Annotated in this window: 14 protein-coding genes; 6 read left to right on the forward strand and 8 right to left on the reverse strand. The window is 64.0% G+C overall.

Annotated elements, in window-relative coordinates:
- Positions 1-212 precede the first annotated feature (212 nt).
- Together AB7F49_RS09955 and AB7F49_RS09960 are read left to right on the forward strand one after the other, a co-directional pair.
- Positions 213-1,952, forward strand: a complete 1,740-nt coding sequence (locus AB7F49_RS09955; RefSeq protein WP_428521810.1) for an ABC transporter ATP-binding protein/permease — start codon at positions 213-215, stop codon at positions 1,950-1,952.
- 35 nt (positions 1,953-1,987) lie between these two features.
- Positions 1,988-2,560: a hypothetical protein gene (locus tag AB7F49_RS09960; RefSeq protein WP_428521812.1), complete on the forward strand. Its 573-nt coding sequence runs from the start codon at positions 1,988-1,990 to the stop codon at positions 2,558-2,560.
- Between the two features lie 54 nt (positions 2,561-2,614).
- Here the strand turns inward: AB7F49_RS09960 and AB7F49_RS09965 are convergent, their stop codons facing one another.
- From AB7F49_RS09965 to AB7F49_RS09975, 3 genes are all read right to left on the reverse strand, one after another.
- The gene (locus AB7F49_RS09965; protein WP_428521814.1) at positions 2,615-2,866 is read right to left on the reverse strand and encodes an exodeoxyribonuclease VII small subunit; all 252 of its coding nucleotides are present in this window, start codon (positions 2,864-2,866) and stop codon (positions 2,615-2,617) included.
- Positions 2,867-2,950: 84 nt separating this feature from the next.
- Positions 2,951-3,880 (reverse strand): histone deacetylase family protein, encoded by a 930-nt coding sequence (locus AB7F49_RS09970; RefSeq protein WP_428521816.1) that lies wholly within the window; start codon positions 3,878-3,880, stop codon positions 2,951-2,953.
- A gap of 21 nt (positions 3,881-3,901) precedes the next feature.
- Complete coding sequence (locus AB7F49_RS09975; protein WP_428521817.1) at positions 3,902-4,804, reverse strand: SDR family oxidoreductase; 903 nt, start codon at positions 4,802-4,804, stop codon at positions 3,902-3,904.
- A 168-nt stretch (positions 4,805-4,972) separates the two neighbouring features.
- On the opposite strand from AB7F49_RS09975, the gene AB7F49_RS09980 reads away from it, so the two are divergent.
- A complete protein-coding gene (locus AB7F49_RS09980) occupies positions 4,973-5,920 on the forward strand; it encodes a ring-cleaving dioxygenase (RefSeq protein ID WP_428521819.1) in 948 nt (315 codons plus the stop codon).
- 88 nt (positions 5,921-6,008) lie between these two features.
- The gene (locus tag AB7F49_RS09985) at positions 6,009-8,285 is read left to right on the forward strand and encodes a caspase family protein (protein ID WP_428521821.1); all 2,277 of its coding nucleotides are present in this window, start codon (positions 6,009-6,011) and stop codon (positions 8,283-8,285) included.
- Positions 8,286-8,444: 159 nt separating this feature from the next.
- On the opposite strand, the gene AB7F49_RS09990 is transcribed toward AB7F49_RS09985, so the two are convergent.
- Entirely contained in the window at positions 8,445-9,482 is a 1,038-nt protein-coding gene (locus tag AB7F49_RS09990) for a glutamine synthetase beta-grasp domain-containing protein (protein ID WP_428521823.1), read from the reverse strand.
- Positions 9,483-9,832: 350 nt separating this feature from the next.
- Here AB7F49_RS09990 and AB7F49_RS09995 point away from each other — a divergent pair, with 350 nt between their 5' ends.
- Positions 9,833-10,018: a DUF2735 domain-containing protein gene (locus AB7F49_RS09995; RefSeq protein ID WP_428521825.1), complete on the forward strand. Its 186-nt coding sequence runs from the start codon at positions 9,833-9,835 to the stop codon at positions 10,016-10,018.
- Between the two features lie 113 nt (positions 10,019-10,131).
- Here the strand turns inward: AB7F49_RS09995 and AB7F49_RS10000 are convergent, their stop codons facing one another.
- Entirely contained in the window at positions 10,132-11,070 is a 939-nt protein-coding gene (locus AB7F49_RS10000) for a glutaminase (RefSeq protein ID WP_428521827.1), read from the reverse strand.
- Between the two features lie 283 nt (positions 11,071-11,353).
- On the opposite strand from AB7F49_RS10000, the gene copM reads away from it, so the two are divergent.
- Complete coding sequence (gene copM / locus AB7F49_RS10005) at positions 11,354-12,676, forward strand: CopM family metallochaperone (protein ID WP_428521829.1); 1,323 nt, start codon at positions 11,354-11,356, stop codon at positions 12,674-12,676.
- Between the two features lie 184 nt (positions 12,677-12,860).
- Here the strand turns inward: copM and AB7F49_RS10010 are convergent, their stop codons facing one another.
- The 3 genes from AB7F49_RS10010 to AB7F49_RS10020 form a co-directional block, all read right to left on the reverse strand.
- Complete coding sequence (locus tag AB7F49_RS10010; RefSeq protein WP_428521831.1) at positions 12,861-13,160, reverse strand: hypothetical protein; 300 nt, start codon at positions 13,158-13,160, stop codon at positions 12,861-12,863.
- A gap of 152 nt (positions 13,161-13,312) precedes the next feature.
- Positions 13,313-14,065 (reverse strand): crotonase/enoyl-CoA hydratase family protein, encoded by a 753-nt coding sequence (locus tag AB7F49_RS10015; protein ID WP_428521833.1) that lies wholly within the window; start codon positions 14,063-14,065, stop codon positions 13,313-13,315.
- A gap of 1 nt (position 14,066) precedes the next feature.
- The gene (locus AB7F49_RS10020; protein ID WP_428521835.1) at positions 14,067-15,848 is read right to left on the reverse strand and encodes an acyl-CoA dehydrogenase; all 1,782 of its coding nucleotides are present in this window, start codon (positions 15,846-15,848) and stop codon (positions 14,067-14,069) included.
- Positions 15,849-15,853: the final 5 nt, after the last annotated feature.

Raw genomic sequence — 15,853 nt, forward strand, 5'->3', positions numbered from 1 at the left:
GAGCGCGCCGCGACGAAGTCTTCGGCGCTTCAGCCTTTGGCTCAGGCATGTGAAGCTTGCGTGACCCGCGCGATAAAGGCGAAAAGTGTTGGAAATCAGCCCGCTTCCATTCCAACCGCTGATGAGTGGAAGTGGCGGTGTTCATACGCGAATCAGCGGCCGGCGCGCAGGCACCGGCGGTCCCGCGGGAAGCGGGCGAAACGAGGTTGCCGATGGACAGGATCGTTGTGGCGCTGCGCACCTTTCTGCGGCTGGCGCTGCCGTATTTCCGCTCCGAAGAGCGCTGGACCGCGCGGCTTCTGCTCATGGCGGTGGTCGGGGCGGAACTGGCGCTGGTCTATGTGGCGGTGGCGGCGGTCAACTGGAATGCGCGGTTTTTCAATGCGCTCGAGCGACGGGATTGGGAGTCATTTCACGAGGAGCTGATCTTCTTCGGACTGATCGTGATCGGCGCGGTTCTGGCGGGGGCCTCGCAATATTTCTTCGGCCAGACGTTGCAGATCCGCTGGCGGCGCTGGCTGACCGCGAATTACGTTTCGGTATGGATGGCACAGGGCCGGCATTATCGCGTCCGCGTGGTGGCGCCGCAGGTCGACAACATCCATTTGCGCATCGCCAGCGACGTCTATCTCTTCATCCAGCGCACGCATGAACTTGCAACCGGCCTGCTCGGCAGCGTGGTCGCGCTGTTGTCGTTCGCCTATATCCTGTGGGGACTGTCGGCCACGACACCGGTGCCCGGCCTCGGCGGGGGCACCGTCCCCGGCTGGCTGATCTGGTCGGCGCTGCTTTATGCCGGTCTCGGCACCCTGTTCGCGCACTGGATCGGGTGGCGGCTGATCCCCCTCAATTTCAACCAGCAGCGCTTCGAATCCGACTTCCGCTTTGCGATCGTGCGCGCGGCCGATCATTCCGAGCCCATCGCATTGATGCAGGGCGAGCCGGTGGAGCGGGAGGAGCTTCATCATCGGTTCTCGAACCTGGTCGCGAACTGGACCCGGCTTGTGGCGACCCAGACGCGCCTTGTCGGATTTGTCGCGGCCTATGGCCAGGCCTCGACCGTGGTCCCGGTCCTGATCGTCAGCCCCGCCTATCTTCTCGGCGCGATCCCGCTCGGCTCCCTGATGCAGGCCTCGCTCGCCTTCACGCGGGTGGAGGGCGCCTTCGCCTTCTGCATCAGCGCCTATCCCAAGATCGCGGAATGGAAGGCGATGGTCGATCGTCTCGCGGGCTTCGAGGATGCGATGGTGGCAGTCGACCAGAGCCGCGCGCAGACCGAAGGCGTCATCGTGGTCGGGCGCGACGGCGGGGAAGATCTCGAACTGTCCCGCCTGTCGATAAGCTTGCCCGACGGTTCGGACATTTCGGGTTTTCCGGCGATGGCGCTCAAGCCCGGCGACCGGCTGATGATTGCTGGGCCTTCGGGATGCGGCAAGTCCACTTTGTTCCGTGCCCTGGCAGGGCTGTGGCCGTCCGGCTCCGGACGCGTCGAATTTCCCAGCGACGGCGAGGTGCTGGTCATGCCGCAGCGGCCCTATTTCCCGCTCGGCACGCTGCGAACGGCGGTGGCCTATCCCAGCGAGCAGAATGCCGTGCCGGAATCGGAAATCGTTGCGGCACTTCGCACGGTCGGCTTGCCGCATCTCGTGCCGCGGCTCGACGAGGAAGCCGACTGGAACGTGCTGCTCTCGGGCGGCGAGCAGCAGCGGGTCGGGATCGCGCGCGCGCTGATCCGCAAGCCCAGGGTGCTCTTGTTCGATGAGCCGGTTGCGGCCCTCTCCGATGCCTCCGGCTGCGAACTGTATCTGACGCTGCTCGAAAAGCTGCCCGGAACCGTGGTGCTGACCATCGACCGCCGCGAGGTCCTGCGCGAATACCACCCGAAAGTCATCGAATTGTGCCGCGACGAGAACATGACCCAGGTGCGCCCCTTGGCAACCCTGCCGGCTTGAGCTAGCGAAACAGGACCATTCAGCGGGGACATGCCATGCTGCAGATGAATTACTGGACCGACAAATGGGACCTGCACGAGGACGTGTGTCCCTGCGACGTGCATTTCAACGAATGGCTTGCCGAGCAAGGTCTCAAGAACAAGACGATCTTTCATTTCGGAACCGGGACGCATCATGTCGTCGGTATCGAGCAGGCGCGCAACGGCTCGAACAATGCGGTGCTGGCGATCACCGCCTCGATCGAGGAATACGAGGCGTATATCAAGCTGGTGTCCACCAATTCCGGCGTGGCGAAGAGCTACGTCGCCTATTTCGGCGACATCTATCTGACCAACCCGCGGCTGCTCCCGGATTTCGACATCGTCACCATGGTGCATCTGTGCGAGTTCTTCTATCCGAATACCGCAAGCCCCGAATATGGCGGCAAGACCGACCGTCAGGTACTCGACCTGTTCACCGACAAGACGCGATCGGGCGGCTATCTGATCTTCTACAGGAATTCGATGGGGAAGGAGGCCACTGCGGAAATCCTGCCGGTCTGGGAGAAGGAAAAGCCGGTGGAGCGCGTTGCCGATTTCAAGACGCTGATTGTGTATCGGAAGAAATAGGCGCTCGGCGTGCGTTCAAGGGGATGAGCGGAGTTTGTGGAGGCGCCGACGCGCCTACTTCACATCGAGCGGCGTCGTCCCCTTGGCCTTGCCGTCGGCGCCGGTGGTGATCTTGTCCACGCGCGCTTCGGCGGCTTTCAGCAATTCCTCGCAGCGGCGCTTCAGCGCCTCGCCGCGCTCGTAAATCTCGACGGATTCCGCGAGTGGCACCTTGCCCTCTTCGAGCCGCTTGATGATCGATTCGAGTTCGTCGATCGCGCGCTCGAACGGCATGCTGGTCACGTCGGAATGGTTGTTCTCGGCCATGTCGGTCCTGTTGTGATTCTTGATCGATTATAGCCATTCCGGGGCGCTTGCCGAGGCAAGCCGTTGGGGGCGGCCCGCGGCGCGCTACCCCCTCATCAGCGCGGTGACATGCGCATCGACGGAATTGGCCAGCCCCTGCAGGTCATAGCCGCCCTCGAGCGCCGAGACCACCCGGCCGCCGGCCTTGCGATCGGCCAGTTCCATCAGCCTCTTGGTGGCCCAGGCGAAATCGGCCTCGGTAAAATTCAGGCTCGCCAGCGGGTCGCGCATGTGTGCGTCGAACCCGGACGAAATGATGACGAGGTCCGGTCCGAAGGCCTCGAGCCGCGGCAGGATCACGGACTCCATCGCCTCGCGGAACTGCTCGCCGCCGTCGCCCGCCCGCAGCGGCGCGTTGACGATATTGTCGTGGTCGCCGCGCTCGGATTTGGCGCCGGTGCCGGGATAAAGCGGCATCTGGTGGGTGGAGCAGTACATCACGGTCGGGTCGCTCCAGAAAATCTCCTGGGTGCCGTTGCCGTGATGCACGTCGAAATCGATGATGGCAACGCGAGTAAGCCCATGCTTTTTCTGCGCGTGGCGCGCGGCGATCGCGACATTGTTGAACAGGCAGAAGCCCATCGGGCGCACGGTCTCGGCGTGGTGACCGGGCGGGCGGGTCGCGACGAACGCGTTCACGGCACGCTTGCCGACCACCTCGTCGACGGCAAGCACGACGCCGCCGACCGCGCGCAAGGCCGCCTCCAGCGAGCCGGGCGACATCGAGGTATCGCCATCGAGCGACACCATACCCTCGCGTGGCGCGGCTTCGCGGATCGCTTCGGCATAGTCCATCGGGTGTGCCAGCGCGACGGTGCCGAGTTCCGCCATCGGCGCCTGTTCGCGCGCGAGAATGGCGAATTTCTCGTTCTCCAGCGCGCGATCGATCGCCCGCAACCGGTCCGGCCGCTCCGGATGGCCGGGCGGCGTGAGATGATTGAGGCAGGCGGGATGGCTGATGAGCAGCGTTGTCATTGCGACGGAATGTCCGGGCTTTCAGGATTTCGGGCGTGAGCCTTCAAGGTCACGGATATCGCGCCTTGCGTCAATGACAACGCCCGGTGGCGGCGGCGGTTCGCTCGGCGTGAAAAACACCTCGGCCAGCGGCATGCTCGGATCGACCCGGTACTGCTCGAAATCGCGCACGCCCTCGCCATAGAGAAAGGTATCGTCGATCAGGAAATGCCCGGTGAACGAGCGTGCGGGCTTGCTGAATACCGCGTAGGCCGCATCCGCCATGATCGCCGGCTTGCGCGACATCCGCATGATCTGGTCGCCACCGAGCAGGTTCTGGATCGCGCTGGTGGCGATGGTGGCGCGCGGCCACAGGGCGTTCACTGCGATTCCTTTCGGCCGCAACTCGCCGGCAAGTCCCAGCACCACCATGCTCATGCCGAACTTCGCCATCGAATAGGCGGTGTGCGGCGCGAACCATTTCTCCTTCATGTCGAGCGGCGGCGAGTTCATCAGGATGTGCGGGTTCTGCGCCCTCTCAAGATAGGGAATGGCGAATTTCGACACCATGAAGGTGCCGCGCGCATTGACTCCGTTCATCAGGTCGTAGCGCTTCATGTCGGTCTGTTCGACCGGTGTGACCTGCACGGCGCTGGCATTGTTCACCACGATGTCGATCCCGCCGAAGATTTCGGCGGTGCGGGCGAGGGCGCCCTTCACCTGGTCCTCGTCGCGAACGTCGACATGCAGCGGCAGGGCGCGGCCGCCGGCCTTCTCGATCTCGGCCGCGGCGGTATGGATCGTCCCCGGGAGTTTCGGGTGCGGCTGGTCGGTTTTGGCCGCGATCGCGATGTTGGCGCCGTCGCGCGCGGCGCGCAGGGCGATGGCAAGGCCGATGCCGCGCGATGCGCCGGTGATGAAAAGGGTCTTGCCCTTGAGTGACATGGTGAAATCTCCGCCTTTAGCGATGGGACAGCCTGCCGCGGTCCGAGTCAACGCAAGAGCCGCATACGGTCGGCAGCGGCAAGGGGCTTTCCTTTTGGATCGGCCCGCCTATGTAAAATATTTGGGCCAGCCGCGAGGGCCGGCCGCATCGTTGTGCGGAACCATCTCATGCAACTTGCCGGCATCCACCATCTCACCGCGGTGTCCGCCGACGCGCCCGGCAACCTGCGATTCTATACGCAGGTGATGGGGATGCGGCTGATCAAGAAGACCGTGAACCAGGACGATGTCTCGGCCTATCACCTGTTCTACGGCGACGGCGTTGCATCTCCCGGCAGCGATCTCACCTTCTTCGATTTTCCGGCGTCGCCGGAGCGTCGCGGCAACCACACCATCACGCGCACCGGTCTGCGGATCTCGGGCCACGACACGCTGCAATGGTGGCACCGCCGTCTGACCGAAGCCGGGGTCAGGGTCGGCGAGATCGGCGAACGCGACGGCCGCTTCACGCTGGATTTCGAAGATCCGGAGGGGCAGCGGCTGAGCCTGATTGATGACGGAGGAGCCGGCGAAGCGCATCCCTGGCACAAGAGCCCGGTGCCGGCGGAGCATCAGATTCGCGGACTCGGGCCGATCACCATGAGCGTGCCGGATCGCGCCGCGACCGACATCGTGCTGCGCGAACTCATGTTCATGCGGCATGTGCGCGATTATCCGGTACCGGATTCCGATTCCGACATCGTGCATGTCTACGAGATGGGCGAGGGCGGTCCTGGCGCTGAATTGCATGTCGCGGTGCGGCCCAACCTGCCGGCGGCTCAGCCCGGCGCGGGCGGCGTGCATCACGTCGCGTTCCGCACACCCAATCGCGCCGAATACGACGAATGGGCGGAGCGGCTGCGCAAGCTGCGGGTTCCGAACAGCGGCAAGGTGAATCGCTATTATTTCGAATCGCTATATTTCCGCGAGCCGAACGGCATCCTGTTCGAGATCGCTACCGACGGGCCTGGCTTCGCCACCGACGAGCCGCTGGAAACGCTCGGCGAGACGCTGGCGCTGCCCCCGTTTCTGGAGAAGCGCCGCGCCGAGATCGAGGCGGGGTTGAAGTCGTTGTGACGCTTTGCGACATCGCGTCGCGGGGTGAACCTGGCTAGCATTGCAGGCGACCACGGATCAGCAGGCCGGCCACCCGTGAGGAGGGTTGATGATGCGTGCTGCAATCGCCGCAGATGCGGTGTTCTCCGCCGGAAGCCCGAATTTGCGCTCCTATTGTCGGGAGATGCTCATGCGCCGCGTCTCGATTCTCGGTCTCGTCATGGTCGCAAGCATTGCGGTGCTGGGTTCGGTCGTCACGCCGGCCGGCGCGCAAAACCTGACGTCTTGCACCAGCAGACCTGCGGCCATTCAAGCCTGCAGCCGGTTGCTGGCCCGCCGAAATCTCACCGCCGCGCAACGTGAGCTCTTGCTCGTGACCCGTGGCATTTGGTACCGCGGCTTGCTCGACTACGACAAGGCTCTGGCCGACTTCAACGAGGTGATTCGCGGCAATACGGTGTATGCAGAAGCCTATCATGAGCGCGGAAGGATCATGCTCGACAGGAAGAATTTCGCGCAGTCATTCGCCGATCTGAACAAGGCGCTCGCACTGCCTCCGCGGCCCACGACGGACGGAATATTGTTCGGATCGACGGACGCCTTGATCTACAAGGAGCGTGCGGAAGCCAATCGCGGCCTCGGCAATATCGATGCGGCAATCGCCGATTATACGGAATACGCGAAACGTGCGCCGCATCGCTTTTCTGACACATATGGTGCGCGCGCAGAGTTGTACGCCCGGAAGGGAGACATTGAGCGCGCGATTGCCGACTATGAGGAGGCGCTCTCGATTGAACCAGGCCGCAGTAACTATCGAGAAGAACGCGACAGGCTCCACGCCACGCTAAAAAGCAACCAGGGCGCCGTAAGCAGGCAGGACGGCACCGCTCAGCGCCCGTCCTCCGTCGCCGGTCCGGTCCGCAAGCAGGATCGCAGCGACTGTCTCGAAAGCTACGGCGGCGGCGATTCTGACACCGCGATTCCGGCCTGCACGCGGCTGCTCGCATCGCCCGCAATCAAGCATGACGAGAGGACGCGCGTGCTGATCATGCGCGGCACCTGGTACCTGTCCGCGAGCCAGGCCGATGCGGCGATCGCCGATTTCCGCGAGGCCGCCCAGCAATCTCCGACCAGAGACGCGCTGTTCGGTCTTGCAGAAGCCTACCGGAACAAGGGTGATTTCGACAAAGCCATCGCCGCGCTGAGCGATTACATCTCGTCTCATCGCGACGATCCCGACGGATATCACAATCGCGCCAATCTGCATGCGAGCAAGCACGAATTCGACAAGGCGATCGCCGACATGACGGCGAAAATCCGGGTCGGCAGTCGCGATCACGGGGACTACATCCTGCGCGCCTCGTTCTGGCACAGCAAGGGTGACCTCGACCGCGCCATCGCCGATTACAGCGAGGCGATCCGCATATCGCCGCGCGACCAGTCGGCCTACGAATTGCGCGCGCGCATCCATGACGAAAAAGGCGACATGGAGAAGGCGCTTGCGGATTTCCGCACGGCGCTATCACTTGATCCCGATACCGGCAAGTCGATGGGCATCGACAAGAAGATCGCGCGGATCGAGCGCGACATCGCGTCAGGCTTCAGGTCCGAGACGAAGCTCGTCAATGCCGATCCGGCGAGTCCCGACAGGCCTCGGGCGCTTGCGCCGGTCACTGAGAACCGGATCGCGCTGCTGATCGGCAATTCGGCCTACCGGCACAATGTCGCGCTTGCCAATCCGCGCGCCGATGCGCAGGCGCTCGCAGCCACACTGAAGCGCATCGGCTTCAAGTCGGTCGATCTGAAGTTCGATCTCACCCGCGAGCAGCTTGTGGAGGCACTGCGGCAGTTTGCGGCCGATGCGGCGCAAGCCGACTGGGCGGTGGTTTATTTCGCCGGCCACGGGCTGCAAATCGGCGGGATCAACTACCTGATCCCGGTCGATGCCAGGCTTGTCTCGGACCGTGACGTGAGTTTTGAGGCCGTGGCAATGGAGCACGTGCTCAACGCCGTGGACGGGGCGCGCCGGCTCAGGCTCGCCATTCTCGACGCCTGCCGCGACAATCCGTTCGTGAAGACGATGACGCGCAGCCTCGCGACGCGCTCGCTCGGCCGCGGGCTGGCGGCAGTCGAGCCGCAGCGATCCACGCTTGTCGCGTTCGCCGCGCGCGATGGGCAGGTCGCACTTGACGGCACCGGCGGCAACAGCCCCTACGTCTCGGCGCTGATCCGGCATCTCGAAGCGCCCGGCCTGGAGATCAATCTGCTGTTTCGGAAGGTGCGCGATGACGTCCTGGCGCGGACCGGAAACGACCAGGAGCCATTCACCTACGGGTCGCTGTCAAGCGAGGCGCTGTATTTCCGGCCGGTCGCCGCGGCAAAATGAGCGAAATCGAGCTGTTCGCATCGCAACGCATCCGGAATACAGGCGGGGGAGGGACGACCAAGTACCTCCCCCGCCGGACATCGATCCCGCTGACATCAGGATCAATGTGTCAATGAGACGGGTGCGCGTTCGCACGTGCAGCCCGTGTTGCTCCGCAAGCTACGCCGCCGCGGCCTTCGCGCCGGTCGGAACCGCGGCGATGGTTTTCAGGATCTGCGAGGCGATCTGATAGGGGTCGCCCTGCGAGTTCGGACGGCGGTCTTCCAGATAGCCCTTGTAGCCGTTGTTGACGAAGGAGTGCGGAACGCGGATCGAAGCGCCGCGATCGGCCACGCCGTAGCTGAACTTGTTCCACGGCGCGGTCTCGTGCTTGCCGGTCAGGCGCTTGTCGTTATCCGGGCCATAGACGGCGATGTGGTCGTGCAGGTTCTTTTCGAATTCCGCCATCATGGCTTCGAAATAGTCCTTGCCGCCGACCGTGCGCATGTATTCTGTCGAGAAATTGGCGTGCATGCCCGAGCCGTTCCAGTCGGTATCGCCGAGCGGTTTGCAGTGGAACTCGATGTCGATGCCGTATCTCTCGCACAGCCGCAGCATCAGGTAGCGGGCCATCCACATTTCGTCAGCGGCCTTCTTGGAGCCCTTGCCGAAAATCTGAAATTCCCACTGACCCTTCGCCACTTCGGCGTTGATGCCCTCGTGGTTAATGCCGGCCGCGAGGCAGAGCTCGAGATGCTCCTCGACGATTTCGCGGGCGACCGAGCCGACATTCTTGTAGCCGACGCCGGTGTAGTAGGGTCCCTGCGGCGCGGGATAGCCGGATTCGGGAAAGCCGAGCGGGCGGCCGTCCTTGTAGAAGAAATATTCCTGCTCGAAGCCGAACCAGGCGCCGGGATCGTCGAGGATGGTGGCGCGCTTGTTGGTCGAATGCGGGGTGACGCCGTCCGGCATCATCACTTCGCACATGACCAGCACGCCATTCTTGCGCGCGGCGTCTGGATAGACGGCGACCGGCTTCAGCACGCAATCCGACGAATGGCCTTCCGCCTGCATGGTGGAGGAGCCATCGAAGCCCCAGAGCGGGAGCTGCTCGAGCGTCGGGAAGACGTCGTATTCCTTGATTTGAGTCTTGCCGCGCAGGTTCGGAACCGGCGCGTAACCGTCGAGCCAAATATACTCGAGCTTGAACTTTGCCATTTGGTTTCTCTTGGGTCTCTCTTGATCTGTCGACGCGGAGGACGTGGCCCGATGGTAAAGATCGGGTGCCGGCTCGCGCCCGGCTCCGGCAATGGGACCGATCGAAGCATTTTGTGTGCCAATCGACGCAGAGTGACCACCCGTGCGGCAAATGCTGCGGCACAGCACTTTGTGTGCACCGCGTTTTTGACGGCCAAAGCGGCAAAACCGCGAACGCACATATTGTATGCATGCGATGATTTTATGTGAGGCATGCGGAGCAAATCAGCGGCATCAGGGCTATATTGAACCCAATCCAATTGAATCGCGTTAGCGGCGCAACGAGCACAACGAACACAAGGATCGAACCGATGACGACCCTCAATCGTGGACCCGCCGAGATCATCGCCTTTCCGTTGCGCGGGCGCTTTGCGCCCGCCGTCCGGCCGGACGATGTCCTGAACCCGCACGCAACGACCCGCGTGGCCAGGGCCGTGAGCGGAAGCTCCTGGTATCACGAAGAAGCCATCCGCGAAGAGCGGACCAAGTCCAACTGAGGTTGGACCGACTGCGATTGCACAGCGCCGGGTCTGTGCGAAGCGCGCGTCGCCGGGACGCGCGCTTTTTTTTCAGTAACAGGCGCGTCCAGGCGAAATCCTGGAGGCGGATGTCACGCCCCGAATACCGACCAGCCCATCCGCTGCGCCAGCTTCTCCAGCGCGATGCGCCCAAGATGCGAATTGCCGGTATCGTCGAGGCCGGGCGACCACACCGCGATCGAGGCCTTGCCCGGCGCGATCGCCAGGATGCCGCCGCCGACACCGCTCTTGCCCGGCAGGCCGACGCGATAGGCGAATTCCCCCGAGCCGTCGTAATGCCCGCAGGTCAGCATGATCGCGTTGATGCGGCGCGCGCGCTCGGGCTGAACCACCGCGAAGCCGGTCGAGGGATTGCGGCCCTGATGCGCGAGGAAGCGTCCCGCCATCGCGAGCTGGCGACATGACATCGCGATCGCGCAATGGTGGAAATAGACGCCGAGCGTGTACTCGACCGGGTTGTCGATTACGCCATAGGCCTTCATGTAATTTGCCAGCGCCACGTTGCGAAAGCCGGTGCGCTGCTCGGAGGCCGCCACCGCCTCGTCGATCATGATCGCGGTGTCGTCGGCGACGAACTGCATGAACCGCAGGATGTCGCCGAGCACCTCGCGCGGCTTGTGCCCGGACAGGATCGCATCGGTCACGGCGATTGCGCCGGCATTGATGAAGGGATTGCGCGGGATGCCCTTCTCGTATTCGAGCTGCACGATGGAATTGAACGCGCTGCCCGAGGGCTCGCGGCCCACGCGCCGCCACAGCCGGTCGCCGATCCGCCCCAGTGCGAGCGTCAGCGTGAAGACCTTCGAGATGCTCTGGATCGAGAACGGGTCCTCGGCAGCGCCTCCGGTGGCGACGCGGCCTTCCGCATCGACGACGGCCATGCCGAATTTCGACGGGTCGGCGCGCGCGAGTTCGGGGATATAGGTCGCGACATCGCCGCGGTCCGGCCGCTGCCGCATCTCCTCGGCAATCTCGGTGACGACCTGCTGCAGGTCGGGGTTGTCGGTCATGTCGTATTTGGTATCCAGCAGTCGGGGATTGATAAACGGTCATGCCCGGCCTCGCACCGGGCATCCACGTCTTGAAACGCAGGTCAAGTCAAGTCGGAGCCATGACATGCCCGGCCGCGACACGCTATTGTCGGCCTGGCTCTATACCGAAGCGTCTTGCGAGCTACAGTCGTCAACTCGAGGAGACAGCATTGTGAGCCATACCGCATTGCCTCGCCCCCGCGCTCACGCACTTTGCCTGATCGCTCTCGCATTCCCCGCATCCGAACCCGCACACGCCCATGTGAAATGGTTTGCCCCCTACATCATCGGCGCGCCGCCGCAGCCGATCTCCGCCACACTCACAAATGTCTGGTTCTGGACCGGCATCGCGCTGGTGCTGGTGTTCTTCCTCGCCACCCGGGCGGTCGAAAAATCGAGCGCCGGCGAACCGATCCTGGCTGGCATGGACCGCATCACCGATCCGCTCTGGCAGCACCTCGACCAGTTCCTGCGCATCGTCATCGCCGGCTTCTTTGTCGCGATCTTCGCGGTCGGCGGCGTCTATCTGACGCCCGATCTCAAGACACCCGCCGACTGGGTGTCGTGGACGCAGCTTCTGATTGCCGCTTTGGTGTTTCCGCGCGCGACACGGCCGCTGGCGGCGGCCGGCATTGTCGGCCTGTGGCTGCTCGCGCTGCGCGACTACGACGTCTTCCATCTGCTGGACTATCTCGCGCTGGGCCTGGGTGTCGCCGCCTATCTGGTGCTGGAGGCATCGTCCAGGCCGGAATGGCGCAAGCATCGTTTCGAGGCGCTGCGCTGGGGCGTCGCCATCGCGCTGATGTGGTCGAGCCTCGAGAAGTTCGCCTATCCGGACTGGTTCGACCCGCTGGTGGACGAAAAGCCGTTCCTGACCTTCGGCCTGCCGCGTGAGGTGTTCGTGCCGATGGCGGGCGTCGCCGAGTTCACGATGGGCTTCGGTCTGCTCTGGACGCCGCTGGTCCGCCGGCTGTCGGCCATCGCGCTCTTCGTCATCTTCACCGCGGCGGTCTATCCGTTCGGCCGCACCGACCTGATCGGCCATGCGCTGATCATGGCGGTGATCGTCGCCATCGCGGCCGATCACACCCGCGAAGTGCATTTTCTTCCGGCGCTCAAGCGCGGGCTTGCCGGTGTCCCGGCCGGACTCGCGGCGGCGCTGGTGATCTTCGCGACCGGCTATTGGGGACTGCATATCGCGATCTACGGGATTGCTGGCGACACGCAGGTGCCGGCCGGCGCGCGGCTGACGCATACGCCGAACGCGGAATATCCGCATGGCACGCATGGTCCGCACGGTGCCGATTTCGCTTCAGGGCCGACCGCTGAAGCCGCCAATCGCGCGGCGATGGACCGCATGCACGGCCCGATGATGCAGGGCATCGCCAATGCCGATCCGGACACGGCGTTCGTGCTCGGCATGATCCCGCACCATCAGGGCGCGATCGACATGGCGGAGATCGTGCTGAAATTCGGCAGGGACAGCCGCAACCAGCATCTCGCGCGCGAGATCATCGCCACGCAAAGGCGCGAGATCGGCGAGATGCGGGAGTGGCTGAAGCGGAAGGGCATCCCGCAGCCGTGAGGATGCGCACGGCGGCGGCCGCTATAGTCCTCGCCGCGGATCAGCCGTAGGGCGCAATAAGCGAAGCGCATTGCGCCGGGGACAAGACGCAGATTCGGAAAATTGTCGCGCTTGCACGCGGTCGCAAGGAATCGGAAGCGCTACGTTGGCATGGAATGGCGCAATGCGCTTCGCTTATTGCGCCCTACGAGCTACGAGCGATGACCCTTCGTTTCAGTCTGAGTATCCATTCGTTCTCAAAGTCCGTTAGGCATTCTTCTATTGGCCAACCCGGTGCCGTATCGACTAAGTGAAGCAAAGTCCAAGCCAGCCCGTAACAGTCATCTGGACCGAACAAACTGACAAGAATTTTGGCGTCATCATCGGAAACAGGAGTTGCTACTTCAGCCAGGAGGTTCTGAACTTCCTCAAGTTGTGCCGGATCTGCCTTTGTGGATTCGGGCAAGGGGCCCAACCTCCTTAGCTCTTCGATGGCAATCTGCATCTCTCTCTTCCCATAAGGTCCGGAAAGTTGCTTCGATAAAGTCGTAGGGCGCGCCGAGGACAAGGCGAAGGGGTCTATTCTGGAGACGTGGATGGCCGGGACAAGTTTGGCCGCGACGCTGCGGACAGATCGGCATCGACAACGGCTTACGATCACTTCTTCCTCGCAAAAAACGCCGCGAATGCCGCCTGTGCCTCGGGCGATTGCAGCCGCTCGCGGAAGAAGTCCGCTTCGAGGTCGATGCGCTCGGCAAGCTCTTCCGGCTCGCCGCGGATCATGCGGCGGGAGGCGAGCACGGCTTCCGGCGGCAGCGCGGCAATCTTGCGCGCGGCGGCGAGCGCCTGTCCTTCCACCTCCGCGCTGTCGGCAATCGCATTGACGAGGCCGATGGATTGCGCGCCCGCGGCATCGAGCGGCTCGCCCATCACCAGCATCGCGAAGGCGCGGCGCGGCCCCATCAGGCGCGGCGCGAGCAGGGTCGAAGCCGCTTCCGGGACGAGTCCAAGCCCCACGAACGGCGTGGTGAACCGCGCGGCTGCTGACGCGACCACGTAATCGCAATGCAGCAGCATGGTGGTGCCGACGCCGATAGCGAGGCCATCGACCGCCGCGACCAGCGGGCGCTCGCAATAGGCCAGCGCATGCAGAAAGCGCAGCACGGAATCGTTCAGGCCTTCGCCATCCGCCGCGGCCTGCCGGAATTCGTCGAGGTCGTTGCCGGCGCAGAAGGCGCCCGGCGCGCCGGCCAGCATCACGCATCGGATCGCCTGGTCGGTGCGGGTGCCGGTCAGCGCCGCCGCCATCGCGTCATACATCGCGGCGGTCAGCGCGTTCTTCTTGTCGGGACGGTTCATCCGCATCACGCGGATGCCGCCGTCATCCCTGATGTCGACGAGGCTTGTCATGTCAGGCAGCTTCGCCGGGCAGGGGAGAGGACATGACCGAATCTGCTGCATCCGTCACGGTCTTTTCGAGGCCGGCATTTTGAACGGCGAGATTTTCGGCGAAGAAGCGGGCGGTGGCGATGCGATCGGCGCTGTTTCCGTTCGCGAGGCGGATGGCCGCAAGCGCCTCGTTCGCCAGCATCGCGCCGCCTGCGGCATGGCCGAACATCCGCAGATACGGCGTGGCGCCGGCCAGCGCGGCACGCGTGTCGGAGGTGAGGCGCGCGAGCAGCCAGTCGGTCGCGCGTTCGAGTGAATCGATCGCTTCGGTCAGGCGCAATGCGGTGACGCCGAAGGACGGGTCGTTGGTCGCCTGCACGCGCGCTGTGATGTCGCGCAGCTCCGCGATGAAGGCCTTCACCGTGGCGCCGCCATTCAGCGTGATCTTGCGGGTGACGAGATCGATCGACTGGATGCCATTGGTGCCTTCGTAGATCGCCGCGATCCGCGCATCGCGATAATGCTGCGCGGCGCCGGTCTCCTCGATGAATCCCATGCCGCCATGCACCTGCACGCCGAGCGAGGCGACCTCGATGCCGATATCGGTGGAGAAGGCTTTCGCGACGGGCGTCAGCAGCGCGGCGCGCTCCTGCGCGGTTTTCGCGGCGACTTTTTCCTTGTCGAGATGCGAGCGGTCGAGCGCGATGGCGGTGGCGTAGCAGATGGCGCGCGCGCCTTGCGTCAGCGCGCGCATGGTGAAGATCATGCGCCGCACATCGGCATGCTCGATGATGGCGACGGAGGTGGGTCCGTTCGGGGCGTCGCTGCGGCCCTGCTTGCGGTCGCGCGCATAATGCAGCGCCTGCTGCATCGCGCGTTCGGCGATGGCGACGCCCTGCAACCCGACCGCGAGCCGCGCCTCGTTCATCATCGTGAACATGCAGGCCATGCCGGCATGTTCCTTGCCGATCAGGTAGCCGACCGCGCCGCCCTCATCGCCATAGACCATGGTGCAGGTCGGGGACGCGTGGATACCCATCTTATGTTCGACGGAATGCGCCCTCACGTCATTGCGTTTGCCGAGCTTTCCGTCTTCTTCGAGCATGAATTTCGGGACCAGGAACAGCGATATTCCCTTGGTGCCGGGCGGCGCATCAGGCAGCCGCGCCAGCACGAAATGAATGATGTTGTCGGTCATCTCGTGGTCGCCATAGGTAATGAATATCTTCTGCCCGAAGATTCGATAGGTGCCGTCGGCCGCGCGCTCGGCACGCGCCCGCAGGGCCCCGACATCCGAGCCGGCCTGCGGCTCGGTGAGCTGCATCGTGCCCATCCATTCGCCGCTGATCAGCTTCGGCAGATAGGCCTGTTTCAGGGCTTCGTTGCCGTGCAAGGCGAGCGCGTCAATGCCGGCCATGGTCAGCACCGGGCCGATGCCGAAGGCCATGGATGCGGAATTCCACATCTCGATGCAGGCGGCGTTGAGCGCGCGCGGCAGTCCCTGGCCGCCCCACGCGGACGGAGAGGCGAGCCCGTTCCAGCCGGCTGCGGCCCAGTCGCGATAGGCTTGCGTCCAGCCCGGCGGCATGGTGACCCGTCCATCCTTGAACGGGGTGCCGAATTCGTCGCCGACCCGGTTCAGCGGGGCAATGACATCCGAGGCAAACCGCCCGGCTTCGGTGAGAACGGCGCCGACATCTTCGGAAGATAGCTCGCCGTACAGCCCGGAGGCCAGCGCCTCTCCCATCCCTGCGCCATGCGTCAGCGCAAAGGCGATGTCGGCAACCGGCGCGCGATAGGACATGGTTC

This window comes from Pseudorhodoplanes sp. (genome assembly GCF_050250235.1).
Classification (GTDB): domain Bacteria; phylum Pseudomonadota; class Alphaproteobacteria; order Rhizobiales; family Xanthobacteraceae; genus Pseudorhodoplanes.

What these genes read in the sequence shown, in the direction of transcription:
- AB7F49_RS09955 (WP_428521810.1), top strand. Translation starts at nt 213, where the DNA reads ATGGACAGGATCGTTGTGGCGCTGCGCACCTTTCTGCGGCTGGCGCTG.
- AB7F49_RS09960 (WP_428521812.1), top strand. Translation starts at nt 1,988, where the DNA reads ATGCTGCAGATGAATTACTGGACCGACAAATGGGACCTGCACGAGGAC.
- AB7F49_RS09965 (WP_428521814.1), bottom strand. Translation starts at nt 2,866, where the DNA reads ATGGCCGAGAACAACCATTCCGACGTGACCAGCATGCCGTTCGAGCGC.
- AB7F49_RS09970 (WP_428521816.1), bottom strand. Translation starts at nt 3,880, where the DNA reads ATGACAACGCTGCTCATCAGCCATCCCGCCTGCCTCAATCATCTCACG.
- AB7F49_RS09975 (WP_428521817.1), bottom strand. Translation starts at nt 4,804, where the DNA reads ATGTCACTCAAGGGCAAGACCCTTTTCATCACCGGCGCATCGCGCGGC.
- AB7F49_RS09980 (WP_428521819.1), top strand. Translation starts at nt 4,973, where the DNA reads ATGCAACTTGCCGGCATCCACCATCTCACCGCGGTGTCCGCCGACGCG.
- AB7F49_RS09985 (WP_428521821.1), top strand. Translation starts at nt 6,009, where the DNA reads ATGATGCGTGCTGCAATCGCCGCAGATGCGGTGTTCTCCGCCGGAAGC.
- AB7F49_RS09990 (WP_428521823.1), bottom strand. Translation starts at nt 9,482, where the DNA reads ATGGCAAAGTTCAAGCTCGAGTATATTTGGCTCGACGGTTACGCGCCG.
- AB7F49_RS09995 (WP_428521825.1), top strand. Translation starts at nt 9,833, where the DNA reads ATGACGACCCTCAATCGTGGACCCGCCGAGATCATCGCCTTTCCGTTG.
- AB7F49_RS10000 (WP_428521827.1), bottom strand. Translation starts at nt 11,070, where the DNA reads ATGACCGACAACCCCGACCTGCAGCAGGTCGTCACCGAGATTGCCGAG.
- AB7F49_RS10010 (WP_428521831.1), bottom strand. Translation starts at nt 13,160, where the DNA reads ATGCAGATTGCCATCGAAGAGCTAAGGAGGTTGGGCCCCTTGCCCGAA.
- AB7F49_RS10015 (WP_428521833.1), bottom strand. Translation starts at nt 14,065, where the DNA reads ATGACAAGCCTCGTCGACATCAGGGATGACGGCGGCATCCGCGTGATG.
- AB7F49_RS10020 (WP_428521835.1), bottom strand. Translation starts at nt 15,848, where the DNA reads ATGTCCTATCGCGCGCCGGTTGCCGACATCGCCTTTGCGCTGACGCAT.